Annotated in this window: 21 protein-coding genes; 11 read left to right on the top strand and 10 right to left on the bottom strand. The window is 65.5% G+C overall.

From position 1 onward, the window contains the following. Positions 1-19: 19 nt before the first annotated feature. The 4 genes from INQ42_RS06920 to INQ42_RS06905 are packed head-to-tail and all read right to left on the bottom strand — an operon-like array spanning position 20 to position 6,522. The gene (locus INQ42_RS06920) at positions 20-637 is read right to left on the bottom strand and encodes a TetR/AcrR family transcriptional regulator (protein ID WP_194033635.1); all 618 of its coding nucleotides are present in this window, start codon (positions 635-637) and stop codon (positions 20-22) included. Next, positions 634-2,073 carry an efflux transporter outer membrane subunit gene (locus INQ42_RS06915; RefSeq protein ID WP_194033634.1) on the bottom strand — a complete coding sequence of 480 codons (1,440 nt, stop codon included), beginning with the start codon at positions 2,071-2,073 and terminating at the stop codon, positions 634-636. The genes INQ42_RS06920 and INQ42_RS06915 overlap by 4 nt, the downstream gene beginning before the upstream one ends. Then, positions 2,066-5,221, bottom strand: coding sequence for an efflux RND transporter permease subunit (locus tag INQ42_RS06910; RefSeq protein WP_194033633.1), 3,156 nt, complete (start codon positions 5,219-5,221; stop codon positions 2,066-2,068). The genes INQ42_RS06915 and INQ42_RS06910 overlap by 8 nt, the downstream gene beginning before the upstream one ends. A gap of 14 nt (positions 5,222-5,235) precedes the next feature. Continuing rightward, complete coding sequence (locus INQ42_RS06905; RefSeq protein WP_194033632.1) at positions 5,236-6,522, bottom strand: efflux RND transporter periplasmic adaptor subunit; 1,287 nt, start codon at positions 6,520-6,522, stop codon at positions 5,236-5,238. Positions 6,523-6,983: 461 nt separating this feature from the next. On the opposite strand from INQ42_RS06905, the gene INQ42_RS06900 reads away from it, so the two are divergent. The 3 genes from INQ42_RS06900 to INQ42_RS06890 all read left to right on the top strand — a co-directional run bounded on the left by INQ42_RS06900 (position 6,984) and on the right by INQ42_RS06890 (position 11,295). Next, on the top strand, positions 6,984-9,032 hold the full coding sequence (locus INQ42_RS06900) for a TonB-dependent receptor family protein (RefSeq protein ID WP_228064301.1): 2,049 nt from the start codon (positions 6,984-6,986) through the stop codon (positions 9,030-9,032). A gap of 85 nt (positions 9,033-9,117) precedes the next feature. After that, the gene (locus INQ42_RS06895) at positions 9,118-10,686 is read left to right on the top strand and encodes a POT-type proton-dependent oligopeptide transporter (protein ID WP_194033630.1); all 1,569 of its coding nucleotides are present in this window, start codon (positions 9,118-9,120) and stop codon (positions 10,684-10,686) included. Between the two features lie 3 nt (positions 10,687-10,689). Beyond that, positions 10,690-11,295, top strand: a complete 606-nt coding sequence (locus INQ42_RS06890; RefSeq protein WP_194033629.1) for a rhomboid family intramembrane serine protease — start codon at positions 10,690-10,692, stop codon at positions 11,293-11,295. Positions 11,296-11,304: 9 nt separating this feature from the next. Here the strand turns inward: INQ42_RS06890 and INQ42_RS06885 are convergent, their stop codons facing one another. Continuing rightward, positions 11,305-11,505 (bottom strand): hypothetical protein, encoded by a 201-nt coding sequence (locus tag INQ42_RS06885; protein WP_194033628.1) that lies wholly within the window; start codon positions 11,503-11,505, stop codon positions 11,305-11,307. 227 nt (positions 11,506-11,732) lie between these two features. Here INQ42_RS06885 and INQ42_RS06880 point away from each other — a divergent pair, with 227 nt between their 5' ends. The 3 genes from INQ42_RS06880 to INQ42_RS06870 all read left to right on the top strand — a co-directional run bounded on the left by INQ42_RS06880 (position 11,733) and on the right by INQ42_RS06870 (position 13,851). Beyond that, positions 11,733-12,041 (top strand): GNAT family N-acetyltransferase, encoded by a 309-nt coding sequence (locus tag INQ42_RS06880; RefSeq protein ID WP_194033627.1) that lies wholly within the window; start codon positions 11,733-11,735, stop codon positions 12,039-12,041. A gap of 111 nt (positions 12,042-12,152) precedes the next feature. Then, complete coding sequence (locus tag INQ42_RS06875; RefSeq protein ID WP_194033626.1) at positions 12,153-12,866, top strand: pseudouridine synthase; 714 nt, start codon at positions 12,153-12,155, stop codon at positions 12,864-12,866. Between the two features lie 127 nt (positions 12,867-12,993). Continuing rightward, entirely contained in the window at positions 12,994-13,851 is an 858-nt protein-coding gene (locus INQ42_RS06870) for a DUF3298 and DUF4163 domain-containing protein (RefSeq protein WP_194033625.1), read from the top strand. Positions 13,852-13,933: 82 nt separating this feature from the next. Here the strand turns inward: INQ42_RS06870 and INQ42_RS06865 are convergent, their stop codons facing one another. Beyond that, positions 13,934-16,159 (bottom strand): M3 family metallopeptidase, encoded by a 2,226-nt coding sequence (locus tag INQ42_RS06865; protein ID WP_194033624.1) that lies wholly within the window; start codon positions 16,157-16,159, stop codon positions 13,934-13,936. 162 nt (positions 16,160-16,321) lie between these two features. Here INQ42_RS06865 and INQ42_RS06860 point away from each other — a divergent pair, with 162 nt between their 5' ends. Together INQ42_RS06860 and INQ42_RS06855 are read left to right on the top strand one after the other, a co-directional pair. Continuing rightward, positions 16,322-16,990, top strand: coding sequence for a mechanosensitive ion channel family protein (locus tag INQ42_RS06860; protein ID WP_194035798.1), 669 nt, complete (start codon positions 16,322-16,324; stop codon positions 16,988-16,990). A gap of 72 nt (positions 16,991-17,062) precedes the next feature. After that, complete coding sequence (locus INQ42_RS06855) at positions 17,063-17,326, top strand: hypothetical protein (protein ID WP_228064300.1); 264 nt, start codon at positions 17,063-17,065, stop codon at positions 17,324-17,326. Positions 17,327-17,338: 12 nt separating this feature from the next. Here INQ42_RS06855 and INQ42_RS06850 read toward each other — a convergent pair whose 3' ends face one another. Next, the gene (locus tag INQ42_RS06850; protein WP_194033623.1) at positions 17,339-17,863 is read right to left on the bottom strand and encodes a M48 metallopeptidase family protein; all 525 of its coding nucleotides are present in this window, start codon (positions 17,861-17,863) and stop codon (positions 17,339-17,341) included. Positions 17,864-18,018: 155 nt separating this feature from the next. Between INQ42_RS06850 and INQ42_RS06845 the strand changes: the two genes are divergently transcribed. After that, positions 18,019-19,167 (top strand): baeRF3 domain-containing protein, encoded by a 1,149-nt coding sequence (locus INQ42_RS06845; protein ID WP_228064299.1) that lies wholly within the window; start codon positions 18,019-18,021, stop codon positions 19,165-19,167. Positions 19,168-19,176: 9 nt separating this feature from the next. Here the strand turns inward: INQ42_RS06845 and INQ42_RS06840 are convergent, their stop codons facing one another. Then, positions 19,177-19,665 (bottom strand): Lrp/AsnC family transcriptional regulator, encoded by a 489-nt coding sequence (locus tag INQ42_RS06840; RefSeq protein WP_228062424.1) that lies wholly within the window; start codon positions 19,663-19,665, stop codon positions 19,177-19,179. A gap of 88 nt (positions 19,666-19,753) precedes the next feature. On the opposite strand from INQ42_RS06840, the gene INQ42_RS06835 reads away from it, so the two are divergent. Next, a complete protein-coding gene (locus INQ42_RS06835; protein WP_194033622.1) occupies positions 19,754-20,923 on the top strand; it encodes a trans-sulfuration enzyme family protein in 1,170 nt (389 codons plus the stop codon). Between the two features lie 29 nt (positions 20,924-20,952). Here INQ42_RS06835 and INQ42_RS06830 read toward each other — a convergent pair whose 3' ends face one another. After that, complete coding sequence (locus tag INQ42_RS06830) at positions 20,953-21,291, bottom strand: YkgJ family cysteine cluster protein (RefSeq protein WP_228064298.1); 339 nt, start codon at positions 21,289-21,291, stop codon at positions 20,953-20,955. Continuing rightward, on the bottom strand, positions 21,288-21,959 hold the full coding sequence (locus INQ42_RS06825) for a class I SAM-dependent methyltransferase (protein ID WP_194033620.1): 672 nt from the start codon (positions 21,957-21,959) through the stop codon (positions 21,288-21,290). Before INQ42_RS06825 ends, INQ42_RS06830 begins: the two co-directional genes overlap by 4 nt. A gap of 257 nt (positions 21,960-22,216) precedes the next feature. Here INQ42_RS06825 and INQ42_RS06820 point away from each other — a divergent pair, with 257 nt between their 5' ends. Further along, positions 22,217-22,558, top strand: coding sequence for a zinc ribbon domain-containing protein YjdM (locus tag INQ42_RS06820; RefSeq protein WP_194033619.1), 342 nt, complete (start codon positions 22,217-22,219; stop codon positions 22,556-22,558). Positions 22,559-22,574 lie beyond the last annotated feature (16 nt).

The following is a 22,574-nucleotide window of genomic DNA, read 5'->3' as shown; positions in this document are numbered from 1 at the left end:
CATTGCCGCCGAGCCAGCGCTAGGCCTCGAGCAATTGCGGCACGAACTCCCGCAGCGCCGCCTCAAGCAGGTCGCGATCGAGATCCGGCTCGCGGGTCTGGCGCACCTTCAGGCCTTCAAACAGCAGCTGCATCAACAGCGCGCGTTGCTGGGCCAGCGGTTTCGGCAGGCCCGGGCGACCGTCTTCGTCGTCCTCCGCCAGCCAACTGGCCAACGCGCAGCGCAAGGCCCGGTCAAAACCGTCCAGTGAAGCGGCGATGCTCGGGTCGCGCGTTGCCTCGGCGGACATCTCCAGCAGCAGCGCGGGATTCATGCCGCGGGTCTCGTCATCACCACCACGATCGAAGCTGGCGATGAGCTCAGCGGTGATGTCGACCTTGCGCTTCAGGTTCATGTCCTTGAGCAGCATCGCCAGTTGATGCTCCACGATGGCCAGGATGATCTCGTTTTTGCCGGCGAAGTAGCGGTAGATCAGGCCCGCGCTCATACCCGCCGTGTCGGCGATATTGGCCATGCTGGCCCCGTGGAAACCGCGTTCAACGAAACATTTCTGCGCGGCCACGAGGATGCGCTCCCGTTGCGCCTCTACACGTGCCTCTGCCTTGTTGGCCGCTGGGATGTCCGGTGCCGCGTTCATTGGCCTTCGACCCAGCCTCCGCCAAGCACCTTGTAGAGGGTCACCCGGTTGGCCTGCTCGGCAAGCAGCGTTGCCACCAGCGACTGCTGGGCGTCATACAGCGTGCGCTGGGTGATCAGCAGGGTGAGATAGCTGTCCAGGCCGGCGTCGTAGCGGGCCTGCGACAACTCGTTGGTACGGGTGGCCGCCTGCAGCAGCGCTTCCTGCGCCACACGTTGCTGGGCCAGCGTCTTGCTCAGCGCCAGGGCATCGGCGACCTCGCGGAAGCCACTCTGGATCGACTTCTCGTACTCGGCCAGCGCGATGTCACGATCCGCCGTGGCCATGCCCAGGTTGGCGCGCAGCCGGCCACCCTGGAAAATCGGCAGGTTGATCTGCGGCATGAACGACCACATGCCACTGCCGGACTTGAACAACCCCGACAGCTCGTCGCTCGCCGAGCCGATCGAACCTGTCAGGCTGATGGACGGGAAGAACGCCGCACGCGCCGCCCCGATGTTGGCATTGGCCGCCAGCAGGCGATGCTCTGCGGACATCACGTCCGGCCGGCGCAGCAGCACGCTCGAGGGCAGCGCGGCAGGCAGTCCGGCCAGGCCACTGACGCTCGGCTCGAATCGCGTCGGCAGCAGCGCAGGGTCGATGGTGTCGCCCACCAGCAACGTCAATGCGTTGATGTCCTGTGCCACCTGGCCGGCGAACCGGGCGACGTCGGAGCGTGCGGCTTCGACCGTGGTCCGAGCCTGGTTGAGATCCAGTGCGGACAGTGCGCCGAGCTCGAAACGCTTCTCGGTCAGGTCAAAGGCAGCCTGCTGGTTCTCCAGCCTGGCCTCGGTCACGCGAAGCAGTTCCTGGTCGGCCGCCAACGCCAGGTAGGTATTGGCGACCTCCGCCACCAGCGAGAGTTGCGCGGCGCGGCGCGACTCCTCGCTTGCGAAGTAGCTTTGCAACGCGGCGTGGCTGAGGCTGCGAACGCGTCCGAACAGGTCCAGTTCGAACTGCGCGATCCCAAGTCCGGCAGTGTAGAGCTCGGTGACGGGCGCATCACCGCCGGTGCGCTGGAGTTCTGCGCTGACGCCCAGTGAGGGCACCCGGTCGGCACGCTGGATGCGGTACTGCGAGCGGGCACGCTCTACATTCAGCACCGCAACGCGCAGGTCGCGGTTGTTCTCCAGGGCCTGCGCGATGAGTTGTTCCAGGCGCGGGTCGAGGAAGAAATCCCGCCAACCGACGTCGGCAACCGGCGTCGTGCCCAGATCCAGCTGTGGCCCCATGGAGGCCGCCGGCTGTGCCATCGAGTCGGTCGACGTCGTCGGCGGCAACGGCCACTCGGCAGGGATCGACGGGGCCACTTCCGGCACTCGCGGCTCGAGCATCGCGCAGCCGGACACGAACAGGCTGGTCGCCAGCGCAAGCGCAGTTACTAGAGGCTTATGCATTGCTGTCATCTCCTGCTGCGAGCGCTTCGGCAGCGGGTTTGCGCAGGTCCCGGTCAAACAGCAACTCGATGACCACGAAGAAGAGCGGTACGAAGAACAGACCCAGCAGCGACCCTACGATCATGCCGCCGAGCACCCCGGTGCCGATTGCACGCTGTGCGCCCGATCCAGCGCCGCTGGCGATGGCCAGTGGGAGAACGCCCATTCCGAACGCAAGCGAAGTCATCAGGATCGGTCGGAGGCGTTCGTGCACCGCCTGCATCGTGGCCCGGATGAGATCCATCCCGTCCTCGACCATGTGGTCGCGGGCAAAGGTAATGATCATGATCGCGTTCTTGCTGGTCAGACCCACCGTGGTCAGCATCGCCACCTGGAAGTACACGTCACGCTCCATGCCACGCAGCGATGCCGCCAGGGCGGTGCCCAGGATGCCCAGTGGGGCGACCATCAACACCGCCGTGGGGATCGTCCAGCTTTCGTACAGCGCGGCAAGCGCCAGGAATACGATCAGCAGCGAGAGGGTGTACAGCAGCGGGGTCTGCGCGCCGGCCGCCCGCTCCTGGAACGACAGGCCGGTCCACTCGATCTCGAAGCCCTGCGGCAGTTGCGCTGCGAGCTCTTCGACGCGGTCCATGGCTGCGCCGGAGCTCTCGCCCGGTGCGGCTTCGCCGTTGATCTCCATCGCCGGCACGCCGTTGTAGCGCTCAAGTCGCGGTGAACCGTACTCCCAGCGCGAGGTGCCGAACGCCGAGAACGGCACCATTTCGCCTTGATTGTTGCGTACCGACCAGCGGTTGAAGTCATCGGGCACCATCCGGAACGGCGCATCGGCCTGCAACATCACCCGTTTGACCCGGCCGCGATCGATGAAGTCATCGATGTACTGCCCACCCCACGCGGCGGCCAGCGTTGCATTGATCTGCGCAGCCGAAAGCCCCAGCGCGGCGGCCTTCTGCTGGTCGATGTCCAGGCGCAGCTGGGGTGCGTCTTCCTTGCCGTTCGGGCGTACGTTGACCAGCATCGGGTCCTGCGAAGCAGCGCCGAGCAACTGGTTGCGTGCGTTGACCAGGGCGTCATGGCCCATCCCCGCGTTGTCCTTCAGGTACAGGGTGAAGCCTGCGGACGTACCCAGTTCCGGAATCGCCGGCGGCGAGAACGCGAACGCGAACGCGTCCTTGATCCCCGACAGGCCCATCATCGCCCGACCGGCCACGGCGCTGGCGGCCAGGTCCTTGTCCTTGCGCTCGCTCCAGTCCTTGAGCTTGATGAACGCCATGCCGCTGTTCTGGCCCGTGCCGCTGAAGCTGAAACCCTGGATGGAGAACACCGACTCAACGGCATCCTTCTCGTTCTCGAGGAAGTAGTCCTCCAGCTTGGTGATCGACTCCATGGTCCGCTCCTGCGTGGCACCCACCGGCGCAACGATCTCGGAGAACAGGACGCCCTGGTCTTCGGGAGGCAGGAACGAGCTGGGCAGGCGCAGGAACAGGAAGCCCATCAGCAACACCATCAGGGCGAAGACCCCCATGTAGCGCTTGCGCCGGCCGATCATCGAGCGCACGCCACGCTGGTACTTGGCGCTGCCGCTGTCGAAGTGGCGGTTGAACCAGCCAAAGAACCCGGTCGTCTTCCCATGCTCGCCGTTGTTGATCGGCTTGAGCATGGTCGCGCACAGCGCCGGCGTCAGCACGATCGCCACCATCACCGACAAGGCCATGGCCGAGACGATGGTGGCGGAGAACTGGCGATAGATGACGCCGGTGGACCCGCCCAGGAATGCCATCGGAATGAACACGGCTGAGAGCACCACGCCGATGCCGACCAGGGCGCCGGTGATCTGGTCCATGGACTTGCGCGAGGCCTCCAGTGGCGACAGGCCTTCCTCGGACATGAGCCGCTCGACGTTCTCCACCACGACGATCGCATCATCGACCAGCAATCCGATCGCCAGAACCATCGCGAACATGGTCAGCATGTTCACCGAGAAGCCCAGCGCCGACAGGATGCCGAACGTGCCCAGCAGCACCACCGGGACGGCGATGGTCGGGATCAGGGTCGCGCGGAAGTTCTGCAGGAACAGGTACATCACCAGGAACACCAGCACGATCGCCTCGATCAGCGTCATGATGACGCCCTTGATCGCGACGCGGACGAACGGGGTTGTGTCGAACGGGGTGACCGCCACCAGGCCCGGTGGGAAGAACGGCTTCAGCTCCTCGAGGGTTTTCTTCACGCCATCGGCGGTGTCCAGCGCGTTCGCACCGGTGGCCAGCGAAATCGCCACACCGGTCGCGGTCTGGCCGTTGTAGCGGGTGATGAACTCGTAGTTCTCCGCACCCAGCTCGACGCGGGCGACGTCGCCCAGACGCAGCACCGAGCCGTCCTTGTTGTTGCGCAGCATGATGTCGCGGAACTGCTCCGGCGTCTGCAGCCGATCCTGCGCGGTGATGGTGGCGTTGATCTGCTGGCCGTCAATAGCCGGCGCACCGCCGAGCGTACCCACCGCGACCTGGGCGTTCTGCGCCTGCAGCGCCGCCGTGATGTCGGCCGGCGTCAAGGCGTAGGTATCGAGCTTGTTGGGGTCCAGCCAGATGCGCATGGCGTACTTGGCACCGAACACCTGGATGTTGCCGACGCCTGGCACCCGGCTGAGCGGATCGGCGACGTTGGCACCGATGTAGTCGGCGATGTCGTCCTTCTTCATGCTGCCGTCTTCGGACACGAAGCCGATGACCTGCAGGAATCCGCTGGAGGACTTGCTGACGTTCACGCCCTGGCGCTGCACTTCCTGCGGCATCAGGGGCATCGCGGCCTGCAGCTTGTTCTGCACCTGCACCTGCGCCGTATCCGGGTCGGTACCCTCGTCGAAGGTCAGGGTGATGGACGCGCTGCCGTTGGCCGCGCTGGTGGAGGAGAAGTACAGCAGGCCGTCGAGGCCTTTCAGGTTCTGCTCGATGATCTGCGTCACCGAGTCCTCCACCACGCGGGCAGACGCGCCCGGATAGTTGGCATTGATCGACACCGTGGGCGGCGCGATCGTGGGGTACTGGGAAATAGGCAGGGTGAAGATCGCCAACGAACCGGCGAGCATCACGATGATCGCGATCACCCAGGCAAAGATCGGGCGGTCAATGAAGAAGTGGGCCATGGGGAATTCTCTGCTTACTGCTGCGAGGCCGGCGCTTCGTCAGCGGGCGGGGCGGCATCGGCGGGGGTCGCCGGGTCGGCGGCATCGGGGTTGGACGCACCCGTTGGGGCGGCGGCGGGAGCCGCGCCCGCTGGCGCACCGCCGTCGGCGCCCGGCAGAGCCGGTGCCGCGGGCTGATCACCGGCTTCCGTCGGCTGTACCGGGGCGTCGGGCTGCACCTTCTGCAGGCCCTCGACGATGACGCGATCGCCCGCCACCAGGCCGTCATCCACCAGCCATTTGTCGCCAATGGTGCGGTTGACCTTGACCTGGCGCACCTCCACCTTGTTCTCGGCATTGACGACCATGGCCGTCGCGTTGCCCTTGGGGTCGCGCGTGATGCCCTGTTGCGGCACCAGGATGGCGTTCTGGCGCACGCCACCGCCGATCACCGCGCGTACGTACATGCCCGGCAGCAGCAGGTCGTCGGGGTTGGCGACCTTGACCCGCAGCGCGTAGCTGCCGGTGGTCGGGTCCACGCTGACCTCGGAGAACTCCAGCTCGCCCTTGTACTCGAACTCGGTGCCGTCCTCCAGGAGGATCGTTACCGGCAGGCTGCGACCGTCTTCCAGGCTCCCGGAGGCAAGACCCTTGCGCAGTTCAAGCAGCTCGCTGGCGGACTGCGTCAGGTCCACGTAGATGGGATCCAGTTGCTGCACGGTGGCCAATGCCTCTGGCTGGTTCGCGGTAACGAGCGCGCCCTGTGTCACCGAGGATTTGCCGATCCGTCCACTGATGGGCGCGGTGATCTGGGCGAAACCCAGGGTCACCTGCGCGCTCTGCACAGCGGCCTGGCCGGCGGCGACTTCCGCTTCGGCCTGGCGCAGGGCGGCGGTGGCGTTTTCGTTGTCCTGTTTGCTCACGGCGTCGATCCGGGCAAGCTCGGCCGAACGCGCCGCGGTCAGGCGGGCTGCGACCAGGGTCGCCTTGGCCCGCGCCAGCTGTGCCTGTGCGGTGGCCGCCGACGCCCGGTAGGCCGCGTTGTCCAGTTGATACAGCGGCTGGCCGGCTTTCACCCTGCCACCCTCCTGGAACAGGCGCTTGGCAACGATCCCGGTGACCTGCGGGCGGACCTCGGCAATCTGGTAGGCGTTGGTCCTGCCGGGCAGTTCCCGCGTCAACGTTGTGGTTTGCGGAGCAAGCGTCACCACGGTGACCGGGGTCGCGGGACGTTGCTGGGCTTCTGGCTCACCACCGCACGCGGCGAGGGCGGCGGCTAGCGCCAGCGGCAGGAAAACCAAGTGGCGAGGGGACCTGGGCATGGGACTGGACTCAAAAATGGAATGAAAAAAAGAGCGGGCGGCCGCTCTGACCGGGGGAGAATGAACGATCATTCTTTTATTGTCAACGCAGTCCGCCAGAAACCTGAACAGGCGTTCTCGTTGCATACGTTCTTTAGCGGAATCTGGATTCCGCGACGCGGAGTGGCCGAGGCTGTGATTGTCGCTGCCGACACTTGACGTACGGGTGATGTCGCGCTTCCAGACGATCTGTGAATGCCTGAACACAAGCCCCTGCTGCGAACCGCGTTAGGCTGCGCGTCCATTCACGAATGCGCTACGCGCCCAATACGAGGTTTTGCAACGTGGGACATACCCTTGGACGCACCTGGCCGTCGCTGATTCTCCTGCACGGTTGCATCGTCATGGCGCTGTCGGCTCCCGCCCACGCCCAGTCAACCCGTTACCCCACAAAAGGCCCGGATGCCCCCTCAGGGTCCGCGGTGCAGCTGCCTTCGGTCGTGGTCTCGGCGACCCGGATCCCCGCCGACGCCCTCGTGGTGCCGGCCGGCATCGACGTGGTGGAAGCCGACGCCATCCATCGGGCGCGTCCGGCCATTGACCTGTCCGAGTCCCTGGGCCGGGTACCCGGCGTGGTGGCGCGCAATCGCCAGAACGACGCGCAGGACCTGCAGATCTCGATCCGTGGCTTCGGCGCGCGGGCAACCTTTGGCGTACGCGGCGTGCGGCTCTACACCGACGGGATCCCGGCCACGATGCCGGACGGGCAGGGGCAGGTGTCGCATTTTCCGATCGCATCGGCGGAGCGCATCGAAGTGCTGCGCGGCCCGTTCTCGGCGCTGTACGGCAACGCCTCGGGCGGCGTGATTTCGCTGTTCACCGCATCGGCACCCGCCGAACCGACGCTCTCCGCCGGCCTTGTGCTGGGCGGCTACGGTTTGCAGCAGTCCTCGCTGTCGTTCCAGACCCCTTGGGGTGACGGGAAGGACGGCAGCTTCGTTGGCGATTTCGCCGATGTGCGCAGCGACGGCTATCGCCGCCACAGCCGCTCGCACCGGCGCAGCGGCCAGACGGTACTCAAAGGCGCCGCCGGCACGGGGACGCGCTACACCGTGCTGGTCAACGGTCTGGACCTCGAGGCCGACGACCCGCAGGGGCTGACCGCGAGCCAGTTGCGTGGTGACCGTCGCGCTGCCAGCGATGGCGCGCTCGCGTTCGACACCCGCAAGACGGTCCGCCAGGGCCAGGCCGGCGCCCGGATCGAGCAGGCGCTGGGCGAATCGCAGACGCTGCAACTGACGGCCCACGCCGGCAGTCGCAAGACCACCCAGATGCTTTCAGTCCCCGTCATCGTCCAGCGCAAGAACCCCATGCACGGCGGCGGAGCGATCGACCTGGATCGCGACTACAGCGGCGCCGACCTGCGCTGGCAATGGACCTCCAGTCTGCTGGAGCGGCCGTTCTCGCTGACCACCGGGCTGGAATACCAGGTGTCGGAGGAGCGCCGGCGCGGGTTCGAGAATTTCATCGGCGACCGCATCGGCGTGGTGGGCAAGCTCCGCCGCGACCAGGACGACCGCGTTACCGCCCGCGATATCTACGCGCAGGCCGAGTGGGCTCCGGCCGAACGCTGGCGGATCAACCTGGGCGCACGCCGCAGCCAGGTGCGTTTCAACTCGCGCGATCATTACATCACCGCCGACAACCCCGATGACAGCGGTTCGTTGGAGTACGCGCGCACCTCGCCGGTCGCCGGAGTGCTGTTCCGCGCGACCCCGTGGCTGAGCGTGTACGCCAACGCGGGCGCTGGATTCGAGACGCCGACCCTGTCGGAGCTGGCCTATCGCGATGACGATCGCAGCGGCCTGAACGACGGGCTGGAGCCGGCGCGCAGTCGCAACATCGAAGCCGGTGTCCGCGCACGACGCGACGGCTGGGAATGGTCCGGAGCAGTGTTCCAGAGCCGGACCCGCGACGAGCTGGTGGTCATCGCCAACCAGGGCGGTCGCAGCGTGTACGGCAACGCCGGCGTCTCGCGGCGGCGCGGCGTGGAACTGGCCGGTACCGTCGAGTTTGCGCCCCAGTGGCACCTGTCGGGCGCCTACACCTTCCTGGACGCCGAATACCTGACCGATTTCGCCGCGTGCGGGACGCCGCCCTGCGGCGACGACAGCCTGATCATCCAGGCAGGTCGTCGCATCCCGGGGCTGGCCCGCAATACCGCGTGGTCGGAGCTGCGCTGGAGCCCGCTCGCCTCGACCGACGTGATGCTGGAAGGTCGGTTCACCGACCGCATCGCCGTGGACGATGCCAACTCCGAATACGCGCCGGCGGCCGCGCGCTTCGACCTGGCCGCCGAGCACCGCATCCAGCGCGCCGGGCTGGAATGGCGCGGTTTCGCACGGCTCAACAACGTCTTTGACCGCGACATCATCGGCTCGGTCATCGTCAACGACGGCAACGGGCGCTACTACGAGCCCGCGCCGGGTCGTCACTGGCAGATCGGCGTTTCCGCGAGCCGCAGCTTCTGATTGAGCGGAAGATCGCCAACGGCAGGGGCGTTGGCGACCGGCTTCGCGTAGGCTCCGGGTTTCGATTTTTCCGGACCATCCAACGATGACGACCAACGCCGCCGCGGGCACCGGCAAGGCCCGGTTTCCGCGCCAGATCCGCTACATCATCGGCAACGAGGGATGCGAGCGCTTCAGCTTCTATGGCATGCGCAACATCCTGGTGCAGTTCCTGATCACCTCGACGTTGCTGCAGCACATCCTGGAAGGCACCGAGCGCGAGCTGGCGGCGAAGGACCTGATGCACACCTTCATGATCGGTGTGTACTTCTTCCCGTTGCTTGGCGGCTACCTGTCGGACCGGTTTTTCGGCAAGTACAACACCATCCTGTGGTTCAGCCTGATCTACTGCGCCGGGCATGCCTGCCTGGCGATGTTCGAGGACAGCCGCACCGGGTTCTTCACCGGCCTGGGCCTGATCGCGCTGGGCGCGGGCGGCATCAAGCCGCTGGTGGCGTCCTTTGTCGGCGACCAGTTCGACCGCACCAACAAGCACCTGGCGAAGGTCGTCTTTGACGGCTTCTACTGGATCATCAACTTCGGTTCGCTGTTCGCCTCGCTGATGATGCCGCTGTTCCTGAAGCACTTCGGTGCCAGCGTGGCCTTCGGCATCCCGGGCGCGCTGATGTTCATCGCCACCCTGGTGTTCTGGCTGGGCCGGAAGCACTACGTGATCGTCCCGCCGGCCACGGTGGCGGATCCGGACTCCTTCTCGCGGGTCATCCGCACCGCGCTGCTGGCCGAGAAGCCGGGGCAGGGGAGGATGGGCCTGTGGATGGCGATGGCGGGCTTGGTCGTGGCCGCCGCCTCGTTCGCACTGATTCCGACCCTGGGATTCGTGATCGCGTTCTGCATCGCGCTGGTGGTTTTGCTGGTCGGCGTGGGCGGCGGCGCCTATATGCAGCTTGATCGGGCCCGCGGCGTGCATCCGGACATGGCGGTCGATGGCGTGCGCAGCGTCCTGCGGGTGCTGGTGATCTTCGCGCTGACCACGCCGTTCTTCTCGCTGTTCGACCAGAAGGCGTCGACCTGGGTCATCCAGGGCAACGCGATGGCCAAGCCCGAGTGGTTTGTCTCATCGCAGATGCAGGCGCTGAACCCGGCGCTGGTGATGATCCTGATCCCGTTCAACAACATGGTGCTGTACCCGGCGCTGCGGCGTTTCGGCTGGGAACCCACCGCACTGCGCCGGATGACCGCGGGCATCGCCTTCAGCGGCCTGGCCTGGATCGCCATCGGCGGTATCCAGGTGGCCATGGACAACGGCGACCCGATGTCGATCGTCTGGCAGGTCCTGCCGTACGCGCTGCTGACCTTCGGCGAGGTGCTGGTCTCGGCAACCGGGCTCGAGTTCGCCTACAGCCAGGCGCCATTGGCGATGAAGGGCGTGGTGATGAGCTTCTGGAACCTGACCACCACGATCGGCAACCTGTGGGTGCTGCTGGCCAACGCCGCGGTCCGCAACGATGCGGTGACCGGGAACATTGCCGCCACCGGGCTCAGCACCGCCTCATTCCAGATGTTCTTTTTTGCCGCCTTCGCACTGGTGGCCGCGCTGGTGTTCGGGCTCTACGCCCGCCGCTACCGCGTCGTCGACCACTACCGGAAAGTCTGACCCATGATCACCCTGGCCATCATCGCCGTCACCGTCCTGGTCTCCTGGCAGGCATTCGGCAATCCGCGCCTGCTGGAGCGCCTGATCCTGTGGCCGCCAGCCATCAGCGGCGCGAAGCAGTACGACCGCCTGATCACGCATGGCTTCATCCACGCCGACTGGCAGCACCTGCTGTTCAACATGATCACGTTGTTCTTCTTCGGCCGCTTCGCCGAGGAGCTGATCACCCAGATGATCGGCCCCGTCGGCTTCGCGCTGTTCTACCTGTCGGCAATCGTGGTGGCGATCATGCCCACCTACCTGCGCCACAAGGGCGACCGTAACTACCGCAGCCTGGGCGCTTCCGGGGCGGTATCGGCGGTGTTGTTCGCCTTCATCCTGGTCAAGCCGTGGTCGCTGATCTTCGTGTTCTTCCTGCCGGTGCCGGCGATCCTGTACGGCGTGTTCTTCGTCGGCTACTCGTTCTGGATGGATCGAAGCGGCGGCGGCCGGACCAACCACAGCGCGCATCTTGCCGGGGCGATCTACGGTGTGCTGTTCGTACTGATGCTCAACCCGGCCATCGGCAGCCACTTGGTGCGTGCGCTGCTGAGCCCCTCGTTCGGATGAGGCGGAAACTCAGGCGTCCAGTGGGACGGTGACCTCGTCGCCGTAAGTCTGCAGCAGGCGCTGGTAGACGATAGCGTCCAGGCTTTCCAGCTCGGCGTCGTCGGCGGCCGAGTCCTGGCTCAGCTCGTACAGACGCGCCACCAGGTCCCCTTCATCGTCGTCGGCGCAGGCGGCGCACGGCGCGGCGCGCGAGTTGTCCTGATCCCACATTGCTCACCTCCCCGAGCCCGCAGCAGGCGGGTGTAAGCAGATCACTGCAGGTTCCGTGCCAGTCGCCAACATCGGGCCGGGACACCCCCCGCGCGGCAGCATGTTGCCCCACCGCGTCAGGTCCCGACGGGAGAAGGCACGCAGTGTCCCCCTACGCGGTGCTCATCTGCGGTGAATGCCTGCGGTAGTAGATTGCGGGCATCCCAACAACCGTCAGGAGCTTCCCCATGGCAGGACAATCCCCGGACAACACATCACCGCAAACCCCGGCACCGCGCCACGACGCCAGCGGCGGTCGTTTCACCCTAACCGTGGACGGCACCGATGCGGTGCTGGACTATCACGAGGAAGGGGGCGTCATGGTCATTACCCACACCGGCGTGCCCTCGGAGATTGGCGGCCGCGGGATCGCCGGTCAGCTTGTGGAATCGGCTTTCAAATACGCTGGCGAGCAGAAGTGGAAGGTGCGCCCGGAATGCACCTATGCCGCTGGATGGGCCAAGCGCCATCCCGCCTACCTTTCGCTGGTCGAGTAAGCCGACGCAAACGTGCCTGGGCGAGCGTGAAGCGGCGGATTTTTCGCCGCTGTTCGCCATTAGCGGGCACTTGTGCCAGCCTACGCGCCCCGTTCCGGCCAACGCCCAACCATGCGCCTCAACAAACACATCAGCGAAAGCGGGTTCTGTTCCCGTCGCGAAGCCGATCGCCTGATCTCGGAGGGTCGCGTGACGGTCAACGGAATCCGCGCGCGGGTCGGCTCCGAAGTCGGCGAAGACGACGAAGTCAAGGTGGATGGCCAGGCGCTGCGTGTGCGAACCGTGGCCAAGGGCAAGCGCAAGCACGTCTACATCATGCTCAACAAGCCGGTCGGGATCACCTGCACGACCGAGTCGGCGGTGGACGGGAACATCGTCGACTTCATCGGTCATGAGCAGCGAATCTTTCCCATCGGCCGCCTGGACAAGGATTCGGAAGGGCTGATCCTGCTGACCAGCAACGGGGACATCGTCAACGAGATCCTGCGCGCCGAAAACAAGCTGGAGAAGGAGTACCTGGTGGCGGTCAACCACGACGTAACCCCGGAATTCCTGCGCGCGATGGCCAAGGGAGTGCCCATCCACGGCCAGACCACGTTGCCCTGCAAGACCTCCAAGCTGGGGCGTTTCGGCTTTCGCATCGTGCTGGTGCAGGGACTCAATCGGCAGATCCGACTGATGGCCGCGTATTTCAAGTTCCGGGTCAAGACCCTGGTTCGCGTGCGTATCGGCAACGTCAAGCTGGGTCGGCTGAAGATCGGCCAGTGGCGCAACCTGACCGACGAGGAACTGCAGAGACTGATCCCGCACCGCACCGATTGGTGAGCCCCCGCGGCCCCTGACCGGCGGAGAGCCGCATCGGGCGGCAGACCTGGTTGCAGAGGGTTTTCGTGCATCCGGACGTCACGTCCGCACATTTAGGCTGCGCGTAATTCGTCCAGGGGGTACCTCCATGCGTCACACGCCACTCATCGCCGCGCTCCTGGCCGCACTGCTGGTCACCGCGGCCGGCTGCGATCGTTCGCCGCCCGACGCGGCCGCGCCGGCAGTCCCTGCCAGCACCCAGCCTTCAGCGTTGCCCGAACCGGTGGCCGACGACCGGCCCGTGATACTTGAGGACACCGTCGAGGGAACGAGCGATTATCTGGTGGGCATCAGCTATCAGGGCGATGCCTCCACGTATCCGGGGCTGGCGAGGCAGTTGAAAGCCTATGCCGACAGCGCCCGCGAGGAAATGATCCAGGCCGCGCAGTCGCGGCCCCGCGGTGAGGATGCCGGCAGCAATGTTCCGTACGACCTGTCGCTGAGCTTTGTCGAGGTGTTGCGCACACCGCAGCTTGTGTCCTGGGCTGCCGACGGCAGCAGCTACACGGGCGGCGCGCATGGCATGCCGTTGCTCGCGCGTTTCAACTGGCTCCCCGCGCAGAAGAAGATGCTGACCGCCGAGGAGCTGGTGACCGACGCCAGCGGTTGGAAGGCGATTTCCGACTTCGCCCGCGAGCAGTTGCATACGCGTCTTTCGCAGCGGCTGGAAGCCGAGCGCATAGACCCCGCCGAGCGCACGCGGATGATGCGCAGCGCGGGTCGGATGATCGACGATGGAACCGCGCCCGAGGCGGCGCAGTTCGCCCAGTTCGAGCCATTGCCAGGGGATGCGGGAAAGCTGCGCGGACTGCGATTCGTGTTCTCGCCCTACCAGGTCGGACCCTACTCGGATGGGGTCCAGACGGTTGATGTGCCGGCCAGCGTCCTGATGCCGCATCTCGCCGCCCAATACCGCGAGCTCTTCGACGGTGGCAGCCAGCGCTGATCGGTCCACAAAATCCTTCATCACCAAAAACGCCGCCGGGATCAAACCCGGCGGCGTTTTTGATCCAGGCCTCGCGGCTGGACTACTCCTTGATGACCGGCACCTTGGCGTCGTCGGTGACCGTGCCATCAAGTCCTCGGCGTACCAGCAACGGCGTGATTTCCGCCTCGTGGCCGGCGAAGTCACGGAACAGCTGCAGGGCGTCCTTGCTGCCGCCGCGCGAGAGCAGGGTGTCGCGGAAGCGATCGCCATTCTCGCGGGTCAGGCCGCCATTGTTCTTGATGTACTCGACCGTATTCGCGTCGAGCACTTCCGACCAGATGTAGGCGTAGTAGCCCGCTGCGTAGCCGCCCATGATGTGGCTGAAGTACGGCGTGCGGTAACGCGGCGGCACGGCCGCGTAGTCGGTCCCGTTGGCTTTCAGCGCCGCGGCTTCGAAGTCCATTACGCCGGCGGCGTCAGGGATCCTGTCGGCCTTCACCTGGTGCCAGCTCTGGTCAAGCATCGCCGAACCCAGGTACTCGGTGGTGGCAAAGCCCTGGTTGAACTTGGAAGCTGCCGCAACCTTGTCCAGCAACGCCTGCGGCATTGCCTCGCCGGTCTTGTAGTGCTTGGCGTAGTTGGCCAGCACGCTGGGCCAGTCGGCCCACATCTCGTTGACCTGGGACGGGAACTCGACAAAGTCGCGCGGCACGCTGGTGCCGCTGAAGTAGGGGTACTTCACGTTGGAGAACATGCCGTGCAGCGCATGGCCGAACTCGTGGAACATCGTGGTGGTCTCGTCCCACGTCATCAGCGCCGGGCCATTGGTCGGCTTGGTGATGTTGAGGTGGTTGGCCACGATCGGCAGGTTGCCGGTCAGCTCCGACTGGGAGACGTAGGAGTTCATCCACGCACCGCCGCGCTTGGACGGACGGGCGAACGGGTCGAACACGAAGATCGCCAGCTGGCTGCCGTCCTTGTCGAACACGTCGTATGTGGTCACGTCGGGGTGGTAGACCGGCAGGTCGGTGCGCTGCTTGAAGCTCAGGCCGTACAGCTGGCCGGCGGCGTAGAACACGCCGTTCTCGAGCACGTTCTTCATTTCCAGATACGGCTTGAGCTGTGACTCGTCAAAGTCGTACTTGTCGGCGCGGACCTTCTCGGTGTAATACGCCCAGTCCCACGGCTCCAGCTTGAAGCTGGGTTCGCCCTTGGCGGCCTGCTCCTTGTCGATCATTGCCTGCAGCGCGGCGCCTTCGCGGCGGGCGTTGGCGACGGCCGGCGGGGCCAGCTTGCCGAGCATTTCGTTGACCGCCTCGGGGGTTTTGGCGGTTTCATCGGCCAACACGTAGGCCGCGTAGGTCGGATAACCGAGCATGCCGGCCTTCTCGGCGCGCAGCTTGAGGATCGTCGACACCAGCCTGCTGTTGTCGAACTCGTTGCCGCGGCTGCCGCGGCTGACCGATGCCTTGTGCAGGCGCTCGCGCAGGGCGCGGTTTTCCAGCTGCGACTGCAGCGGCTGGCCGGTGGTGTTGAGCAGGGCGATGACGTACTTGCCTTCCTTGCCGGCGGCCTTGGCGGCGTCGGCCGCGGCGGCGATCTGGTCGTCGGTCATGCCAGCCAGCTCGTCCTTGCTGTCAACGGTGATGGCCGACGCGTTCACCTCGGCCAGCACGTTCTGGTTGAAAGAGGTGCTGAGATTGGCCAGCTCGCCGTTGATTTCCTTCAGACGCACCTTGTCGGCTTCGGGGAGTTTGGCACCCGAACGGACCAGGTCGGTGTGATAGCGCTCAACCAGGCGCACACCCTCGGCATCCAGGCCCAGCGAGTCGCGGGTGTCGTACAGCTTCTGGACGCGCTCGAACAGCTTGGGGTTAAGCGCAATGGCGTCGCGATGCGCGGCGAGCTTTGGTGCGTACTCGGCCTGGATCTTCTTGCGGGTGTCGTTGGTGTCGGCACCGACCAGCGAGAAGAACACGGTCGAGGTGCGGTCGAGGATCTCGCCGGACTTCTCCAGCGCGATGATGGTGTTCTCGAAAGTCGGCGCTGCGCTGTTGTTGGCGATCGCCTCGACTTCCTTAAGGTGCTCGGCCATGCCGCGATCAAAACCGGGGCCGAAATCGGCGTCGGTGATCTTGTCGAACGCGGGGTAGTGCAGCGGCAGGCTGCTCTCGGCGAAGAAGGGGTTGTCGCTGGATTCGTTCACGGTGTTGCCGTCCTGGGATGCGGACTGGCTGGGCTCAGCCGGATTGGCTTCGGACTGGCTGCATGCGGCCAGGCTGGTGGTCAGCGCCACAGCCAGGGCCAGCGCGAGAGGGTGCTTCATAGGACAGGAACCTCGTCGTTGGGATGTTGCAGACTAACCCATGCGCCACTTGGCCACCCATGACAAAAGCCACCCCCGCATGCGCCCTTGGCTGGCGGTATCCTTGCCTCCCTCAAGGATCCGCACGCGGATCCAACCACCCGCAAGAGCGCCGAATCGCCGATGAAAGACCAGTTGCCGCCGTGGAGCCAGCAGTGGCTTGACGTACTTGTTCCGGCCGGGCAGATCGTGCTGATCCTGATTGCGGCGTGGGCCCTTCGGGCGCTGGGGCGGCGCCTGATCCTGCGTGTCAGCCAGCGCTACAACCTGCTGCCGCAGGTGGCGGTCGGCGGGCGCCGACTGCTCGGTTTCCTGGTGTCGTTCGGGGCGCTGCTGTTGATACTGGAGCGCTTCGGGGTCTCCGGCACGATCCTGTGGACCGCGTTCACCGGCTTTGCGGCCGTCGGCGCGGTCGCGTTCTTTGCCGCCTGGAGCGTGCTGTCCAATATCTTCTGCACCGCGCTGATCCTCACCACGCGGCCGTTCCGGCTGAATGACCACATCGAATTGCTCGAGAACGGGGAGAAACCGGGGCTCCAGGGCCAGGTGGTGGACATCAACCTGATCTACACGACGCTGCAGGAGTGCATCGACGGCAAGACCACGTCCGTGCTGCAGGTGCCCAACAACCTGTTCTTCCAACGCACGGTGCGCCGCCACCTGCCTGCACGCGGCGGTGCCAACCCGACCGCGATATCTACCCGTGCACCAGGAATAGCCGCTTATGGGGGCATGCTGGCAAGCGGGGCTGAACAAAGCGCCAACCGGCGCTACGGTCTGCCCGACGCTTGACCGTGGTCACGGCGTTCCTCCGGGGGCCCGCGCACCATGGCCGTCAAGACGAACACAGGCAGGAGCACCGGCATGAGCGAGTTTCACGTCGACATGGGCGACAGGGCAGGCGACGCAGTTATCGACCCCCAGGCGCTGGAACGGATTGAAGATGCAATTTACGACGTCGACCCTGCGGCGGTCATCGATTTCACACCCTCAACCGGGCGCCTGCGCGTCGCAGCGACGCTGGATTCCGGGCATCTGGCCACCGTCCTGGGTTTCGCGGGCTATCCGGTGGCACCGGACGCGATCGAGCAGTTGCCGTCCATCTGTTGCGGGGGTTGCAGCGGCTGAGTCGTGGGAGGTCTACGGATCGGCGATCGGAGGCAACTGCTTGCGCCGATCGATCTCCAGCTGGGTCAAGTACAGCCGCATGTCGAACTCCAACTGGTGGTAGTCCGGTTCCATGTGCGCGCAGAGCTGGTAGAACGCCCTGTTGTGCGCCGACTCCCGCAGGTGGGCCAGCTCGTGGACGACAATCATCCGGAGAAACGGCTGGGGTGCGTCGCGGAAAACCCCTGCAATCCGTATCTCACGGCTCGCCTTGAGGCGGGCACCCTGAACACGTGAGATCGATGTGTGGGTGCCCAGCGCATGCCGCACGACCTGCAGGCGGTTGTCGAACACCACCTTGTCCAGCGGAGGCGCCTTGCGCATGTGCCGATCCTTGAGCCCGACAACGTACTGGTACAAGGCGCCGTCGTTGCGCACATCGTGAGGCTGCTCGTAGCGCTCACGCAGCCAGGGGCCCAGCCGATCGGAGTGAATCATCGCGCGAACCTGATCCAGCAGATGGGCGTCGTAACCGGCGAGGTACTTCAGCTCGGGCATGGGGCCACGATACGGCAAACCCGCAGTCTTTCCGGCGCGCAGCCGCGACAGCGCCACATCCCGTCACGACGCTGCCTTCAACTGCGCCGGGTAGACTGGCTCCCAGGTAGCAACACCGGGGGTTTTCCGCCCCATTCCACGTTTACAGAGGTGCCATGATGCATTCACTTATCGACGACTTCACCGGAAACCTTTTCCAGGATCCGGTCGGCCCGTGCATTTCGCTGTATCAGCCGACCCATCGCAGCCATCCGGACAACGGCCAGGACCCTATCCGTTTCGGCAACCTGGTCAAGAAGGCGGAGGCGTCGTGGAAGGAACGTTATCCGGACAAGGATCCGGCGCCGCTGCTGGCCAACCTGCGCAAGCTGGGCGAGGAGCGCAACTTCTGGAACCACACCCTGGACGGCCTGGCGGTGCTGGTCTCGCCGGATATTTTCCGCGTCTACCGCCTGCAGCGCGCCGTGCCCGAGCTGGTCAATGTCGGCGACAGTTTCCACATCAAGCCGCTGCTGCGGATGGTGCAGTCCGCGGATCGTTACCAGGTTCTCGCGATCAACCGTCACAGCGCCAGTTTGTTCGTCGGCAACCGCGATGCGCTTGATCCGTTCGACGCCGGCGACGACTTTCCCGACACCCTGGAATCGGTACTCGGCGACGACCCGTTGCGACAGCGTCCGGCCTCGTGGTCGCGCGGAGCCGCGGCCACCATCGCCGGTGTCAACGACGGCCAGATCGAGCGCAGCAAGTTGGTGGACGCCGATACCGAACAGTTCTTCCGTGCGGTGGATCGCGCGGTAGCCGAGCAGTTCTCGCGCCCGTCGCGGTTGCCGCTGATGCTGGCCGCGTTGCCAGAGCACCAGGCGGTGTTTCGCAAGCTGAGCCACAACGCCTACCTCCTGCCTCAGGGCATCGACACCCATCCCGATGCACTGGGCATGGATGAGTTGCGCGAGCGTGCGTGGCGCGTCATGGAGCCGAAATACCTGGAGCGTCTGGCCGGGTTGGTCGATATGTACCACGCGGCGCGCGCACGTTGGCTTGCCAACGACGATGTCGCCCAGGTCGGTCGCAGTGCGTTTTCCGGCCGCGTGTCCACGTTGCTGGTGGAGGCCGACCGCCAGGTCAACGGCACCATGGACCCCGAGAGCGGTGCCGTGGACTTCGCTGCCGAGGGAGGCATTGGCGAGGATCTGCTGGACGACATCGCCGAGAAGGTGATCGCCAACGGCGGCCAGGTGGTCGTGGTTCCCAAGGGCCGGATGCCCAGCGAGACCGGACTCGCGGCCATCTATCGGTTCTAGGCCGGGTCGCTAGGCCAAGCCGGGCGCGTCCAACGGCCCGGTTGGCAGTTCAACGTTGCGCCTGAACTCGAAGATGAGCTTGGTCTCGATGTGGGCCACTTCGTGGCGCTCGGTGAACGAGGCCAAGGCAAAGTCGCGCAGATGCGCGCTGTCACGCACGCCGACGTGGACGAGGAAATCGTCCGCGCCTGCGACGTGGTAGAAGGCCAGGACTTCCGGGAGTTGCTGCAGATGGGCATGGAAGCTGTCCAGCAGCTCCCGTGAGTGCCGGGCCAGCCGCACCGACACCATCGCTTGCAGTCCTATTCCGATGGCGATCGGAGCGATCTCCGCGTGATAGCCCAGCAACACTCCGGATTGCCGCAGGCGTCGCACCCGCTCCAGCGCCGTGGACGGTGCGATTCCCGCACGCTCGGCGAGTTCCTTGTTGGGCAACCGCGCGTTCTTCCGCAACAGCTGCACCAGCTCGAAGTCGATTCGATCCAGCGTCATCATCATGGGGATTTCCCGAATATTCTTCGACGTTGAGATTAACACCCGCACCAGCTTCTAGTATGGGCCTCCATACCGAACGGAGCCCGCTGGCATGCCCCACCTCGACACCCTCTCCGTACACGCCGGCCGCGAGGAATTCGGCCGCTTGGGCGTGCACGCACCGCCCATCGATCTTTCCACCACCTATCCGGTGCCCGACCTCGCGGCCGGCACCGCGAGTTTCGACGCGCTGGTGGCCGGAGACGCCAGCGCCGCCAATCCGATCTATGCCCGCCTGCACAACCCCACCGTGGCGCGGGTGGAAGCCGCGTTGGCACAGCTGGAGGGAAGCGGGGCCTGCGTTGCCTTCGGGTCGGGCATGGCTGCGTTGACTGCCCTGCTGATGGCAGTCCGCCAGAAGGGCGGACATGTGCTGGTGGTGCGTCCCTTGTACGGGACGTCCGATCACCTGCTCGCCAGCGGGATGGCCGGGCTGGAGGCGGAGTTTGTCGACGCGGGCGAGATCGGCTCGCACCTGCGTCGAGATACAGCCTTGGTCATGATCGAAACCCCGGCCAACCCGACCCTGGACCTGGTCGATATCCGCGCCGTGGTGGCGGCCGCCGGCCATGTGCCGGTGGCCGTGGATTCCACGTTTGCCACTCCGGTCCTGCAAAATCCCATGGCCATGGGCGCCACGTACGTGTTGCACAGCGCGACCAAATTCCTTGGCGGCCACGGCGACGTGATTGCCGGCGTGGTGTGTTGCAGCGAGGAAAACGCAAAGCCGCTGCGCCAGGTCCGCGCGGTTACCGGGGCGCTCCTTCACCCGCTGGCTGCGTACCTGCTGCATCGGGGTCTGCCGACGCTGGCGTTGCGGGTGGAACGCGCCCAGCACAACGCAGGGGTACTGGCGCAGCGCCTCTCGCAACATCCGGCCGTCGCGAAGGTGTTCTATCCCGGCATGGGCGCGGTCGCGAACGATCACCTGGTTGCAACCCAGATGCGCGGCCCCGGCGCGCTGCTCGCGTTCGATCTGCACGGCGGTCATTCGGCGGCGGCCACGGTGATGAAGTCGGTGCGCCTGCTCACCCCCGCGGTCAGTCTGGGGTCGGTGGACAGCCTCATCCAGCATCCCGCCGGGCTCACCCACCGTGTCCTTGACGAGGCCACCCGTCAGGCGACGGGCATCACTGCAGGCCTGTTGCGGGTGTCGGCGGGCATCGAGCATGTCGATGACTTGTGGGCAGACCTGGCGCAGGCGCTGGATCAAGTGCGGTGAATTCCAGATCCCACCAGCTACGCCGCTGATCACTCCGGCGGCAGTTCCGCCTCGTCGTAGCGGTGGAAATACGCTTCGCGGACGTCCCGGCAATCGCGGCTGCCCATCTGGAATGCACGGCACACGCCAGGGCGCTGGGCGTAGATGGTGCAGTTCATCCGGGTGGGATCCACCGCAACGCACCAGCCGTCCTCGTCGTGTGCCATTACCGGCAGGCCGTGTGCGGTGTGGGCGATCATGTGGCGGGGAACTTCGGTGTCCTCCGGCATCACGAGTACCGTCTGGCGGCAGCACACCGCATCGCAGCGCTGGCAGCAGACGGAACGATCGATCTCCGGCGCCGCGACTTCCGTGCCACCCGGCTTCACTGGACCCCCGATGTGGCCCGGCGGCGGAAATGCAGCAGCCGGCCGCGCAATGTCCCGCCCTCGTCCTCATCCAGCGCGCCGCGTGATTCGCTGACCTCGAAACCCTGCAGCGCAAGTGCGCGGGTGAAAGCCCCGCTGTGGCCCCGTCCCGGGTCGCAGAACAGCAACTCCGCCTCGGGCAGGGCATGGCGGTCTACCAGCGCGGCGATCAGTTCGGCGTGCTCGCGCTCGTACAGGACGTCGGCTCCGATCAGTAGATCGAAAAGGCCGAGTGTCGGCAGCGGCACGCCCCATTGCAGCTTGCGGTACGGCACGCTGGGAAGGTGGTTGAGTGCACTGTTGTAGGCGAGGAACGGCTCGGCGAGCGGGTGCATGTCGCTGGCGATCACGTCCGCACCGCGACGCTGCAGAACCAGGCTGGCGAGTCCCAGCCCGCAACCGATTTCCAGGATCCGCTTTCCTTCTATATCGAAGGTCGCCATCGCGTTGGCGAGCAGTTGACCGGCGGGCCAAACCTGCCCGAACAAGGACCATTGGGCCGATGAGATCCCCAGCCGTTCGGCGCGCCCATCGGGGTCGGCAAACTGCTGTTTGTCGCTGAGCGAGCGGATCGTGTAGTCGAGCTCGCCGAGGCGGATGCGCTGGTGGCGCGTGAGATAGCCGGGCATGGAAACCCCCTTGGAAAACGTCGCCCCGAGAGGGCTGGACGCATGGCGGGAGCGGGCTTGCTGCCAGTAAGTGGTCCGCAAGGATGGACCCATACAACGGGCCCCAGCTCATGCTACCGGGAATTCAACGTCAACGGTCGCTAACGGAGCACGCGCAAGCAACCGAATCTTCCATAGTCAATTCAACGGGTTGCGGGGGGTGGCTCGATACGTGGCCTATACTCACCGGCCCCCACTCTTCGATGGACGGTGCTTTTATGCCCGATATTCCAGCCTGTTCCAGGTGCGGCAAGGAAAACACCTACCCCGACGGCGATCATTACGTGTGCGCCGACTGCGGCCATGAGTGGCCGATCAGTCCCGATGCCAGTGCGGGAGACGCGACGGTGGTGCGGGACGTGAACGGCAACATCCTCAACGAAGGCGATACCGTCACCGTGATCAAGGACCTGAAGGTCAAGGGATCATCGATCCCGCTCAAGCAGGGCACGGTGATCCGCAACATCCGCCTGGTGGAGGACGATGCCGAGAACATCGAAGGCAACTCCGACAAGATCAAGGGACTGGTATTGAAGACCTGCTTCCTCAAAAAGGCCTGATGGGTGGCGGCGGAAG

This window comes from Lysobacter avium (genome assembly GCF_015209745.1).
GTDB classification, from domain to species: domain Bacteria; phylum Pseudomonadota; class Gammaproteobacteria; order Xanthomonadales; family Xanthomonadaceae; genus Novilysobacter; species Novilysobacter avium.
Note: the sequence above shows the minus strand (reverse complement) of the source record. Positions and strands in the feature narration are given on the sequence as shown.

Coding starts and splice junctions, on each gene's coding strand:
- INQ42_RS06920 (WP_194033635.1), bottom strand. CDS start 637: ATGAACGCGGCACCGGACATCCCAGCGGCCAACAAGGCAGAGGCACGT.
- INQ42_RS06915 (WP_194033634.1), bottom strand. CDS start 2,073: ATGCATAAGCCTCTAGTAACTGCGCTTGCGCTGGCGACCAGCCTGTTC.
- INQ42_RS06910 (WP_194033633.1), bottom strand. CDS start 5,221: ATGGCCCACTTCTTCATTGACCGCCCGATCTTTGCCTGGGTGATCGCG.
- INQ42_RS06905 (WP_194033632.1), bottom strand. CDS start 6,522: ATGCCCAGGTCCCCTCGCCACTTGGTTTTCCTGCCGCTGGCGCTAGCC.
- INQ42_RS06895 (WP_194033630.1), top strand. CDS start 9,118: ATGACGACCAACGCCGCCGCGGGCACCGGCAAGGCCCGGTTTCCGCGC.
- INQ42_RS06890 (WP_194033629.1), top strand. CDS start 10,690: ATGATCACCCTGGCCATCATCGCCGTCACCGTCCTGGTCTCCTGGCAG.
- INQ42_RS06885 (WP_194033628.1), bottom strand. CDS start 11,505: ATGTGGGATCAGGACAACTCGCGCGCCGCGCCGTGCGCCGCCTGCGCC.
- INQ42_RS06880 (WP_194033627.1), top strand. CDS start 11,733: ATGGCAGGACAATCCCCGGACAACACATCACCGCAAACCCCGGCACCG.
- INQ42_RS06875 (WP_194033626.1), top strand. CDS start 12,153: ATGCGCCTCAACAAACACATCAGCGAAAGCGGGTTCTGTTCCCGTCGC.
- INQ42_RS06870 (WP_194033625.1), top strand. CDS start 12,994: ATGCGTCACACGCCACTCATCGCCGCGCTCCTGGCCGCACTGCTGGTC.
- INQ42_RS06865 (WP_194033624.1), bottom strand. CDS start 16,159: ATGAAGCACCCTCTCGCGCTGGCCCTGGCTGTGGCGCTGACCACCAGC.
- INQ42_RS06860 (WP_194035798.1), top strand. CDS start 16,322: ATGAAAGACCAGTTGCCGCCGTGGAGCCAGCAGTGGCTTGACGTACTT.
- INQ42_RS06855 (WP_228064300.1), top strand. CDS start 17,063: ATGAGCGAGTTTCACGTCGACATGGGCGACAGGGCAGGCGACGCAGTT.
- INQ42_RS06850 (WP_194033623.1), bottom strand. CDS start 17,863: ATGCCCGAGCTGAAGTACCTCGCCGGTTACGACGCCCATCTGCTGGAT.
- INQ42_RS06845 (WP_228064299.1), top strand. CDS start 18,019: ATGATGCATTCACTTATCGACGACTTCACCGGAAACCTTTTCCAGGAT.
- INQ42_RS06840 (WP_228062424.1), bottom strand. CDS start 19,665: ATGATGATGACGCTGGATCGAATCGACTTCGAGCTGGTGCAGCTGTTG.
- INQ42_RS06835 (WP_194033622.1), top strand. CDS start 19,754: ATGCCCCACCTCGACACCCTCTCCGTACACGCCGGCCGCGAGGAATTC.
- INQ42_RS06825 (WP_194033620.1), bottom strand. CDS start 21,959: ATGCCCGGCTATCTCACGCGCCACCAGCGCATCCGCCTCGGCGAGCTC.
- INQ42_RS06820 (WP_194033619.1), top strand. CDS start 22,217: ATGCCCGATATTCCAGCCTGTTCCAGGTGCGGCAAGGAAAACACCTAC.